9 protein-coding genes and 1 tRNA gene are annotated in these 11,226 nt (G+C 69.7%); 3 read left to right on the top strand and 7 right to left on the bottom strand.

What is annotated here, in order from left to right; all coding sequences use genetic code 11:
* Positions 1–852 precede the first annotated feature (852 nt).
* The 5 genes from ACOJTC_RS28885 to ACOJTC_RS28905 form a co-directional block, all read right to left on the bottom strand.
* The gene (locus ACOJTC_RS28885) at positions 853–2,694 is read right to left on the bottom strand and encodes a Hint domain-containing protein (RefSeq protein ID WP_420119254.1); all 1,842 of its coding nucleotides are present in this window, start codon (positions 2,692–2,694) and stop codon (positions 853–855) included.
* 298 nt (positions 2,695–2,992) lie between these two features.
* Complete coding sequence (locus ACOJTC_RS28890; protein ID WP_420119255.1) at positions 2,993–3,838, bottom strand: ABC transporter ATP-binding protein; 846 nt, start codon at positions 3,836–3,838, stop codon at positions 2,993–2,995.
* 23 nt (positions 3,839–3,861) lie between these two features.
* The gene (locus ACOJTC_RS28895; protein WP_204927311.1) at positions 3,862–4,704 is read right to left on the bottom strand and encodes an ABC transporter permease; all 843 of its coding nucleotides are present in this window, start codon (positions 4,702–4,704) and stop codon (positions 3,862–3,864) included.
* Positions 4,701–5,552, bottom strand: coding sequence for an ABC transporter permease (locus ACOJTC_RS28900; protein ID WP_420119256.1), 852 nt, complete (start codon positions 5,550–5,552; stop codon positions 4,701–4,703). Before ACOJTC_RS28900 ends, ACOJTC_RS28895 begins: the two co-directional genes overlap by 4 nt.
* 51 nt (positions 5,553–5,603) lie before the next feature.
* Complete coding sequence (locus tag ACOJTC_RS28905; RefSeq protein WP_420119257.1) at positions 5,604–6,569, bottom strand: ABC transporter substrate-binding protein; 966 nt, start codon at positions 6,567–6,569, stop codon at positions 5,604–5,606.
* A gap of 522 nt (positions 6,570–7,091) precedes the next feature.
* Between ACOJTC_RS28905 and ACOJTC_RS28910 the strand changes: the two genes are divergently transcribed.
* The gene (locus ACOJTC_RS28910) at positions 7,092–7,220 is read left to right on the top strand and encodes a hypothetical protein (protein ID WP_255553766.1); all 129 of its coding nucleotides are present in this window, start codon (positions 7,092–7,094) and stop codon (positions 7,218–7,220) included.
* Between the two features lie 443 nt (positions 7,221–7,663).
* Here ACOJTC_RS28910 and ACOJTC_RS28915 read toward each other — a convergent pair.
* Both ACOJTC_RS28915 and ACOJTC_RS28920 read right to left on the bottom strand, forming a co-directional pair.
* Positions 7,664–7,736 (bottom strand) — tRNA-Ala (locus ACOJTC_RS28915).
* Positions 7,737–7,821: 85 nt separating this feature from the next.
* Positions 7,822–8,421: a YqgE/AlgH family protein gene (locus tag ACOJTC_RS28920; protein WP_088642982.1), complete on the bottom strand. Its 600-nt coding sequence runs from the start codon at positions 8,419–8,421 to the stop codon at positions 7,822–7,824.
* Positions 8,422–8,562: 141 nt separating this feature from the next.
* On the opposite strand from ACOJTC_RS28920, the gene ACOJTC_RS28925 reads away from it, so the two are divergent.
* Both ACOJTC_RS28925 and mdlC read left to right on the top strand, forming a co-directional pair.
* On the top strand, positions 8,563–9,366 hold the full coding sequence (locus ACOJTC_RS28925; protein WP_088642981.1) for an S-methyl-5'-thioadenosine phosphorylase: 804 nt from the start codon (positions 8,563–8,565) through the stop codon (positions 9,364–9,366).
* 158 nt (positions 9,367–9,524) lie between these two features.
* On the top strand, positions 9,525–11,120 hold the full coding sequence (gene mdlC / locus ACOJTC_RS28930) for a benzoylformate decarboxylase (protein WP_420119258.1): 1,596 nt from the start codon (positions 9,525–9,527) through the stop codon (positions 11,118–11,120).
* The last annotated feature ends 106 nt before the right edge of the window (positions 11,121–11,226 follow it).

Below are 11,226 nucleotides of genomic sequence, written 5' to 3' on the forward strand. Positions count from 1 at the left end.
AAAAACCCCCCCCGCGCGGGGCCGGCACGCCCCCCCCGGGGCCCGCCCGCCACCCTCAGGTCGTGCGGCCGCCCGGAATCCCACCCAGCCACCTGCTCCCTGACGGGGCAGGACGTACTCCTTCGGCCCTCGTGCTGACACCGGCAGGGCATCAGCAAACTCCGTCACCTGCTCCGGCTCGGCCACGTAACGCCAGGCGGGCACTCGGTGTACAGGCGTAAGCCCGCCAGAAAGCCCTCCGTCACAACTGCCCCTCAATCGCAAGCCAAGCCTGGACTTCCCGACGAACTTCTGGATTCGTCAAGTGATCGATAATCCATGGCAGCGCGGACAATATTCTCTCAACCCCCATTAGCGCCGACACTTGGGCATCAGGCTCCTGACTTGCAGAGTCGTAGAGAGACCCAACAGGAGCGAAGAATGATTCATCGGCGGCCAAGTACTGCCCTCGCCTAGACTGAGCCGCTGCCACTGCCTCCGCCCGCGGCAACGGAACATGCTCCAGCGCCCAAGTAGCAGACCCGTCAGGCGTCAGCACGACCGGCAAATTACTATCCGGCAAGTCGAGGCGAACCGCTGCCGCCGCAAGCCTAAGCAACCAGTACGCCCCCAACGATGCATCAATATCATGGCGCTCGACAGCCAGAACTATAGCCGCAGCACCGAGCCTCAGGTCGGCTATCCGTTGAGAGCGATCAGCATTCCTCAGCGGGCTAACGGCCGATTCGACCGACTCGAACAGCGCCTGCCACCATTGGGGCGACACCCGTCGCGGGAACCGAGCATGCAGCCACTCACCGAACGAGTCGAGCGGGACCGACCGAAGTTCCTGCAACTCTGATTGCGCTTCCACTATGGAGCCCTTCCGCCGTAGTCTCTAATAACTCTTAGCGGGATCCGTATACCTGCCTCACCAAAGGCGTCCACGCCTCGCTGAATGAACGTACCAGCACAACTGGGACACGGGGTATAGTGGCCAGTCATGTTGTCGAACGACGTCACAGCACCATTCCGGAAAGAAATCTGCCCTGCTCCCATAACAGGAGCACCACCCGACGCTACCGTGTGATAAATACCACGCCCCGCAGCAACCATGTTCAGATTTCCCCCCTCCCCCACTGTCCAGAGAAAGTCCCCGCTTCCCGAGGCCGCGCGCGAGAAGCCGGAAGTACCCGCCGCAACAGGTGAAACCCCCGCAAGATCTGCTTCCATCAGCTCCAGAGAAATATCCCCAGGAGGTCGGTTGTTTGGAACTGGTCCGCAGTTGTGTACGAGGACCGGCGTCTTACCGGCTATCACATAGTATGTGTGGAGGGTATCGACGGTGAGGTTGTGTACGATCTCGGGTTGGGTGCGGAGGCGTGTACCGGCTACGGCTGCTGGTCCGTGGTCGGCGGTTTCGAAGGTGTAACCGGGTTTGAGGTCCTTAGCCTCGCGCCATTGCTGCTGGTCGGCGACCCAGAAGGGGTGCCCAGCGGTGGCGGTGATCGTCTCGGCGCGGCTGCCCTGAGGGCCGCCCATGGTGACGGTGATGTCGACGAGTTGCTTGGTACCGCTACCGACGATCAGAGCGGTGACTACTCGCGGCGCGGTCCGCCCCGTGGTGGGGTCGGTGGCCAGGACCTTGTCGCCGAGCTTCACGTCACGGATCGGCTTGTGGCTGCCATCGGCCATCAGGACCTTCGTGTCGCCGGTGAAGCTGTTGCCGGGGCCGAGGCAGCCGCCGCTCCGGCTCATGAGCCCGCGTCCGATGGTGCGTGCCTCACCGAGACCTGCGCTGACGGCCTTACCGCCGGCTGCTCTCATTCCCCCGCCTAAAGCGCGGAGCCCTGCACCGAGGGCCGCGCCTCCGACAGTCCCAGCAGCCCCACCAGCGGCACCGAAGAGCCCACCGAGCGCGGTCTCGCCGGCGAGATCCCATCCGCGCTTGCCGTTCATGTATCCGGTGACGGCAGAGCCGACCGCTCCGGCCAGGGCACCGCAGGCGACGGCGCCGACACCGGTCCAGCCGATGGCGGCCCCGCAGCCGATGCCGACGACCGCACCGACGGCAATGCCGGCGATCTCAGCGGCGTGGTCCTCGACGAACTGGGTCGCCTTGTCCCACATCTCGTTGGCGCCCTCGACGAGTGGGGCAAGGCGCTGAGCTGCTTCGAGGAACAACTTCTGCCGGAACTTGTCGGGGTCACGGATGGCTTGCTGCGTGACGGCGACGACGCTTGCCATGACCTTGATGCCGCCGGACACCAGCTTGACTCCCGCTAACAGCGGCTTGGTGAGCGCGGCCACGACCGGCAGCTTGGTGAACTTGATCGCCTGCCGGACAGCGGCCTTCGCGGCGTTGGTTACCGCCTTCTTGGCTTCGTATATTCGTTGCGCCGCGGCACGGGCTTGTTCTTTAGCCCAGTTGGTGGCATTGGTACGGAGGTTGGTGACGCCCTCCTTGATGTTGCGGTAGGTGTTTCCAACGGCAGTTTTAGCCTTGTTGTAGAGCCTGGTAGCGCCGTTGTAGAGCATCTGCCCGAATGACCTGAGGGCGGAGATTCCCTGGTTCCAGAGCCGGGTGCCGTAGTTCCATGCCCAGGAGGCGGTGCTGCTGACGAAGTTCGTGGCGGCGTGGTAGCCGTTGCTAAAGTGGCAGCTATTGAACCCTGACCCCGACCATGCCGAAAATGCAGCGACCGACCCGACCATGACCGTAGTGACAGGACCCAGTGGAACGTCCTACGTCATCATCTTCAGGGATACGGACGACCTGATCCAGGTCTACAGCCGTCAGCTATCGCCCCAGCGAGTCGGGGAATTGCCAAAGAAGGAATTCGTCCGCAGTTCAGCCTCGGCACCCACGCCCTGAAGCGGTCGTTCTCGCATGGCAGGTCCTGGTGCGTCCTGAGCGGTAGAACTGGTCAGAGCACTACGGACGGGCGGGACGGGCATCCCCCGCGGGGCCCGTCCCGCCCGTAAGCCGCGTCGACGCGGCCCGGTCACCCGGTCAGCTTGGCTCCCCCGCCAGCGAGGTCCGTCGCTGCGACGCCATGACCAGGGAGTAGACGTGCTCGCGGAGTTCACCGAAGAGCGGCGTCTGTTTGGTCGCGATCTGGTCGCGGGGCCGGTCGAGGGTGACCGGCAGGTCCGCCACGACGACTGACGGGCCCTGCGACAGCACGACCACCCGGTCGGACAGGTACACCGCCTCGTCGATGTCGTGGGTCACGAACAGCACCGTCGTGCCGGTCTCCGCCCAGACCTTGAGCAGCAGGTCCTCCAGGCTGGCCCGGGTCTGGGCGTCCACCGAGGCGAACGGCTCGTCCATGATCAGCATTTCCGGCCGGACGGCGAGCCCCCGGGCGATGGCGACCCGCTGCTGCATGCCGCCGGAGAGCTGCCACGGGTGCAACCCGGCGGCGTGGGCCAGGCCCACCATCTCCAGCGACTCCTGCACCCGCTGCCGGATCTCGGCGCGGGGCAGACCCCGGTCCCGCAGCGGGAGGGCGACGTTCTTCTCGACGGTCAACCAGGGGAACAGCGAGCGGCTGTAGTCCTGGAAGACGACCGCCACGCCGTCACGGGGACCGGACATGCGTTCCCCCCGGAACATGACCGCGCCGCCGGAGATGGGCAGCAGCCCGGCGATGCACATCATCAGGGTGGTCTTGCCGCAGCCGGAGGGCCCCACCACCGACACGAACTGCCCGGCGTGGACGGCGAACTCGATGCTGCGTACGGCGGGCACGTCGCCCTTGCGGGACCGGTAGGACTTGCTCAACTCCTGCACGTCGAGCACGGGGGTGTCGAGGGCGGCACCGGGCTGCTGCGGTTTGGTCGTCACGGGGTTCATCCGGGGCTCCTACGTGGTGTCGGTCAGTGGCTTTCCGCGCTGTCGGGGCGCACGTTGCGGTGCCACCGCAGCAGCACCCGCTCGACCAGGGCGAAGACGGCGTTGAAGAGGATGCCCAGCAGCGCCAGCAGGACGATCGCCGACCACAGCTGCGGGAACTGGAACAGCCGCTGCTGGCTCACGATGTAGAACCCGAGGCCGGCCGTGGCGGCGTACAGCTCGGAGATCACCATCAGGACCAGCGCGATCCCGATGCTGATCCGCATCCCCGCGAAGATCGCCGGGCTGGCGCCGGGCAGCAGGACCCGCAGGAAGTAGCGCCGCCGGGTCAGTCGCAGGCTCCGGGCGGCGGTGACCACCGTACGGTCGATGCCCCTGACACCGTCGTAGGTGTTGATCAGGATCGGCCAGAGGCAGCCCAGCGCGATGAGGAAGACGTTCATCCCGCTGGTGATGCCGAACAGCACGATGGCGATGGGCAGCAGAGCGGTGACCGGCACCGACATGCCCAGTCGGATCAGCGGGTTGAAGAACGCGCCGGCCGGCCGCCACACCCCGATCAGGATGCCGAGACCGACGCCGAGCACCGTCGCCGCGCCGTAGCCCAGGCCGAGCCGGACGAGACTCGGCAGGACGTCGGCCCGGAACTGGGAACTGAGGAACAGCGACGACGGGGACGCGGACAGCCAGGTGTCGACGAACGCTCCGAAGATCTGCGACACCGGCGGTACGAACAGGGAGCCCACCATCCGGGCGGCGACCTCCCACACCACCAGCAGCAGGGCGAGCAGCCACAGCGACCGCACCCCGCGTCCCACCGCCAACGCCGACGTGACCACCGGCCGGCTCAGCCCCTGCCCGCTCATCGTCCACCCTCCCGTTGTGCCTGGCCCCACGGCACCACCAGGCGCTCATCCAGGTTGAAGCCGTTGTAGAGGCCGATGCCGAGCAGGCCGACTAGCAGGATGCCCGCGTAGACGAAGTCGGGTCGCTGCGCCTGCTGGTACGTGGTGATCACCGTTCCCACCCCGTTGGTGGCGCCGAGCAGTTCGGCGGAGAGCACCACGATGAGCGCCGTCGAGCTGGCCACCCGCAGCCCGGTGGCGATGGACGGGGCCGCCGACGGCAGCACCACCCGGGTCAGCAGCCGGGTACGCGTCCAGCCCATGCTCCGCCCCGTGGCCAGCATCAGCGGTTCGGTGTCGCGGACGCCGTACATCGCGTTGAGCAGGATCGGCCAGAAGATCGCGTAGATCGCCAGGGACACCTTCATCTGGGTGCCCAGGCCGAACATCAGGATGGCGATCGGCAGGAACGCCGAGGAGGGGATCGACCGGCCGGCGTGTACCACCGAGGACGACGGCCGGTAGAGGGCGGAGAAGTAGCCCAGGGTCAGCCCCAGCGGAATGCCGACGGCGCTGGCGACGAGCATGGCGAGCAGCCACGCCCACAGGGTCTGCGCCACCTCGGTCAGGAACGTCGCGTCGACGAGCAGTTCGCCGGCGCGTTGCAGGGTGTCCACCGGGTACGGCAGGGAGTCCACCGAGACCGTCCCGGTCCGGACCACCAGGTCCCACAGCACGAACATGGTCACCACGCCCGCCACTCCCAGCACCCAGTCGGGTGTGGGGCCCCACCGGCGGGCCGCGACGGGCCCGCCGGTGGGTCGGGCGTCCGCCTCGACCTGGTCAATCACGTGGACGTCCGACGCCATGTCACGTCCTCTCCCCTCATGGTGGCCCGCCTACCGCGACGACAGGACAGGTCAGGACCGCGCGAAGTCGGTGACGAAGGGCCCCAGGTCGGGCTTCTTCTGGAGCATCTTCAGGTCGACCATCTGCTGGGCCATCCGGTCCAGCGCGGTGACGTCGACGGCGGCTTCGAGAGCGTTCTGCGGTTGTGCGGCGAGGGTCTCCGCCGGCACCTTCTGGCACTCGGAGAGCAGCCGGAACGCCTCGTCCTTATTGGCCGGGTCGCTGAGCTGCTGCGCGGTCTCGGCGATCGCCTCGTGGAAGCGCTTGGCGGCGTCGCCCTTGCCGACGAAGCTCTTGGCGGCGACGTAGGTCGCGATGTAGATCTTGTCGCTGCTGGCGAAGGGGTCGGCCAGGCTGCGTACGTTGTCGTTGTTGTTGCCCAGCAGCGAGTAGCCCAGTTGTGCGGCGTCGACCCGTCCACTGAGCACGGCGGGGATCTGCTCGGTGAAGGGCAGCGCCACGAAGCTGACGCTGTCCGGCTCGACCCCGTTGGCCTTCAGCCAGCTCGCGGTGACAATCTGGTTGATCCCGTTGATCTCGTTGACCGCGATCTTCTTGCCGGCGAGGTCGGCGGCCGCCTTGATCGGGGAGTCCTTGCCGACGAAGACGCCCTGCGCGGGCTTGGCCGGCGGCAGCGCGTTGACGTTCACCCCGGACACCATCTGGATCGGGAAGCCGGTGTTGTAGGCGTTGATCGCGGTGTAGCCGTTGACGTAGCCGAAGTCGGCCGCCCCGGAGAGCACTGCGGCGACCGCCGCCGAGCCACCTCCGGAGCGGACCAGCTCGACGTCGAGGCGGTGCTTGCCGTAGACGCCCTTCCCGATCGCCCAGGTGTTCCAGATTTCGCAGCCGAACGTCGTGACGGAGACCTTCGTGGTGCCGTCCGCGTTGTCCGCAGCGCCTTCGGCCCCGCCGCAGGCGCTCGTGAAGAGCAGCGCGGCGAGGGCGACCATCGCACCGGTACGTCGTGTGTTCATCGTGATGCTCCTATGTGCTTCGCGCGTGGCCCCGACGTCTCCCGCTGCCGGTGCCGGTTGCGGGAATGAGGGCGTTCGGTGGATACGAAGGGACGGCTCTGCCGCGACGGATACGACCGCCTGGCTGCTGCGGTGCGGTTCCGACGCGAGCTGCATCGACTTGGTGATGGTGCTGAATGCCTGAATTGCCGGTTCGAGGGAATCAATCAGGGCCGCGAGAACCGCAGACGGCGTCACGGCATGGCCGGGCAACGCTGGTCACGGTCGGTTCGGGCGGTCGGGCTGCACCCCAGCAGCACCCTGACGCCTCGCCGACTTGCAGCGAAGGTACGGGGCCCGAAAACCTCTGTCAAGATGCGGAACGTTATCTCGCATTGCGCCATAACGCAGACTGCCGGCACTCCGCCCAACCCGGCGAACACGCAGGTCGGCGGGCAGATAACGATACGTCTCCCCTGGTTGACCGGGCCCGTGACGGCGGCTAGCTTCTCCACCAGATGCCGCCGGCCCCCGGGAGTGGACATGAGCGTGGAAGAGCCCGTCGCGGCCGTTCCCGCCATCACCCGCGCGCCGATCGGCCACTGGAAGGGACCGGAGTTCCCCGCCATCCGCCCCGGCACCGGCGCGGGCAAGGCCCTCGTTCCGTTCTGATCGGCAGCTCCGCGCCTCGGCGCACCCTGCCCGGATCCGGCCACACCGTCCGCGTCGGCCGCTCCTGTCCACACCGTGGCGGAGCAGACCGTCGTCGGTGACCCCAGCACCCCGGTATCTGCGGCAGTCCGTCGCCCGTACCCGTGACGGTCCCTCCGTCGTCGCGGCCGGCCCCGGCGCAGGAGACCACCCACCCCCGCAACCCCAGCCGGGCAGGTGGGCCGGTCCCCACACCCCAGCGCGCGGGCGGCCGGCCCGGTAAGGGCGGAGTCAGGACGACCGGCCACCCCGCGCCACCGACCCCAGCCGGCGTCGGGGTGTCCGGCATCGTCAGCCCGTCGACGCACGCCGCCCCGGCCCGGGTGGCGCAGCCAGCCGGGGCCGGATACGGAAAAGCGGCCCGGTCGATGCTCGACCAGGCCGCTGACCTGTTGCCTCAAGGGTGGAGCCGAGGGGACTCGAACCCCTGACCCCCACACTGCCAGTGTGGTGCGCTACCAGCTGCGCCACGGCCCCTTGCGGTCGTCCCCGGTCGCCCGGGCACGGAGAGAACTATACACACGCGGCCGAGCATGGTCATCTCGCGGGGGTCCCCGGCGGATCAGTTCAACGCCACGTCCGGCGGGAAGTGCGCGACCGCCGCCATCATGCCGCCCTGCCGGCGCAGCACCATCGGCCAGAGGTCGTCCGGACGGTCGACGAAGGCGTCCCCGGGCAGCGCATCGAGCACGAACCAGGAGCCGTCCTCGATCTCCTGCTCCAGCTGCCCGGAGCCCCAGCCGGAGTAGCCGGCGAACACCCGGATGCCGCCGATGCTGTCGCGCATCCGCTCCGGATCGGACGACAGATCGACGGTGCCGACCGCACCGGAGATCGGCTGGAAGCCCTTCAGCCGACGCATCGGATGACGCATCCGGGCCAGGCAGATCGCCGACTCCGGCTGCACCGGGCCGCCCTCGAAGAGCACCGCCGGATGCCGGGCGAGATCGCTCCACTCGCCGAGGACGTCCGCGACGGCCACCTCGGTGGCCCGGTTGAGCACCACCCCGAGCGCCCCGTTGGCCTCGTGGGCGACCAGCAGCACCACCGTACGATCGAAGTTCGGATCCTTGAGGGCCGGCGTCGCGACCAGCAGCCGCCCGGTCATCGACTCCACGGCACGACCGCTGATCGCCGGTCCCTCCCCCTGCGTCTCGGACATCGTCAGCCGCGCACCGGGTCCGACAACCGGGCACCACCGACCATCTGTGCTCTCACCGCCATGCCTGGCACCATAGCCTGCACCCGGTGCGGTGGCTAAGGTCTGACCGACAGGTGATCGAGGGCGGTCGAGGGAGGATCGATGGGTCCGACGGCGGACATCGCGGTGATCGGCGGTTCGGGGCTGTACGCGCTCCTCGACGACGCCACGGAACACCAGGTCGAGACCCCCTACGGCGCCCCCTCGGACGTGCTCACCATCGCCACCGTGGGCGGCCGGTCGGTGGCGTTCCTGCCCCGGCACGGGCGTGATCACCGCCACCCCCCGCACCTGATCCCGTACCGGGCGAACCTGTGGGCACTGCGGTCGCTCGGGGTACGCCAGGTGCTCGCCCCCTGTGCCGTCGGCGGGCTGCGCCCCGAGTTGGGCCCCGGCACGTTCGTGGTGCCCGACCAGCTCATCGACCGCACCAGCGGCCGGGTGCAGACCTACTACGACCAGGGCGCGGTGCACGTGGCGTTCGGCGACCCGTACTGCCCGGTCGGGCGGCGTACCCTGCTCGACGCGGCGGCCGGGCGCGACGTGCCGGCGGTCGACGGCGGCACGGTGGTGGTGGTCGAGGGGCCACGCTTCTCCACCCGTGCGGAATCCCGCTGGTACGCCGCGATGGGCGGCACGGTGGTCAACATGACCGGCCACCCGGAGGCGGTGCTGGCCCGCGAACTGGCCCTCTGCTACACCTCCATCGCCCTGGTCACCGACCTGGACGCCGGGGTGGAGGCGGGCGACTCGGTCACCCAGGAGGAGGTGTTCCGGGTCTTCGGCGAGAACACCGACCGGCTGCGCGGCGTACTGCTGGACGCGGTGGCCGCCCTGCCCACCGACCGCGACTGCCCCTGCGGGCACGCGCTGGACGGCATCCGGACCCCGTTCCCCCTCCCCTGACCCGTCGCCGCTCGGCCCGGACGGCCTCCCGGCAGCCCCGGACAGGGCAATAGCCGGCAAAGCACGCGGAACGCCGGCTGCCGCCCGCTAGATTCGGCAGGTCAGGGGTCCGGTCCCGGCGGACACCGGACGGGTCGGGGACACGGAGGCGGAGGGCGATGGCGACCGTCCGGGAGACCACCTACGACCTGCTCCGCGCCCTCGACCTGACCACGGTCTTCGGCAACCCGGGCTCGACCGAGGAGCCGTTCCTCCAGGACTTCCCGGCCGACTTCCACTACGTGCACGCCCTGCACGAGGCGTCGGCCGTCGCCATGGCCGACGGGTACGCCCAGGCCACCGGCCGGCCGGCGCACGTCAACCTGCACACCGCCCCGGGCACCGGCAACGGCATGGGCAGCCTGGTCACCGCGTGGCACAACCGGACGCCGCTGATCGTCTCCGCCGGGCAGCAGAGCCGGGAGATGCTGCTGATGGAACCCCGGCTGGCCAACCGGCACCCCACCGAGCTGCCCCAGCCGTACGTGAAGTGGAGCCACGAGCCGGTGCGGGCGCAGGACGTCCCGGCGGCGTTCATGCGGGCGTACGCCACGGCGGCGCAACCGCCGAGCGGCCCGGTCTACCTCTCCCTGCCGTTGGACGACTGGCACCAGCCGGCGGACCCGCCGCCGCAGGTGCGGACGGTGGCCACCCGGTTCGCCCCCGACCCGCGTCGGCTTCGGGAGTTCGCCGCGCTGCTCACCGCCGCCCACAACCCGGTGCTGGTGCTCGGCGCGGCGGTGGACCGGGCCGCCGCCTGGCCGGTGGCGGCGGCGGTGGCCGAACGGCTCGCCGCGCCGGTCTGGTCCGCGCCGGCACCGGAGCGGGCCGCCTTTCCGGAGCACCACCCGCACTACCGGGGGGTGCTGCCGTACGCGATCGCCCCGCTGGCCGAGAAACTCACCGGGCACGACGTGGTGCTGGTGGTCGGCGCGCCGGTGTTCCGCTACTACCCGCACGTGCCCGGCGACCACCTGCCGCCCGGGGCCCGGCTGCTGCACGTCACCGACGACGCGGACGAGGCCGCGCGGGCCCCGGTGGGCGACAGCCTGCTCGGTGATGCCGGGCTGACCCTGGCCGCGCTGCTGGACCTGCTGCCGGCGGCCGACCGGCCCCCACCGGCGGCCCGTCCGACGCCGCCACCTCCGCCGGCGGGTGACCCGCCCGACGCGGACGCGCTCTTCGCCGCGCTGGCCGCCTGCTGGCCCGCCGACGGGGTGCTGGTGCAGGAGTCACCGTCGAACCTCGCCGCGCTGCGTCGTCGGCTCCCGGTGACCCGCCCGGCGTCGTACTTCACCATGGCCAGCGGCGGGCTCGGCTACGGGCTGCCGGCCGCCGTGGGTATCGCCCTCGCCGAGCGGGACACCGGGCGGGGCCGACCGGTGGTCGCGGTGATCGGGGACGGCTCCTTCCACTACTCGGTGCAGGCGTTGTGGACCGCCGCGCGGCTGCGGCTGCCGGTGGTCGTGCTGGTCCCGGTGAACCAGCAGTACGCCATCCTCAAGTCGTTCGCCGAGCTGAAGTCCACCCCGGGGGTGCCGGGCCTGGACCTGCCGGGCCTGGATCTCACCGCCATCGCCCGCGGCTACGGCTGCGCCGCCCGCGTCGTCGACGCGCTGCCCGACCTGGCCGACGCACTCACCGAGGCGCTACGCGCCGACGTCCCCACCGTGCTCCCCACCCCGATCAGCACCACCATCCCCGACCTCCTCTGAACCCCTCCCCCGCCCGCGTCGAGGTCGGGGTCGGCGGGGTTCAACAGGTTATGGGCCTCCCCCCCCCGGCGGGGGGGCGCCCCACCCCTGGTCAACCCGCACCCGG

The organism is Micromonospora sp., from assembly GCF_048594385.1.
Classification (GTDB): domain Bacteria; phylum Actinomycetota; class Actinomycetes; order Mycobacteriales; family Micromonosporaceae; genus Micromonospora; species Micromonospora wenchangensis.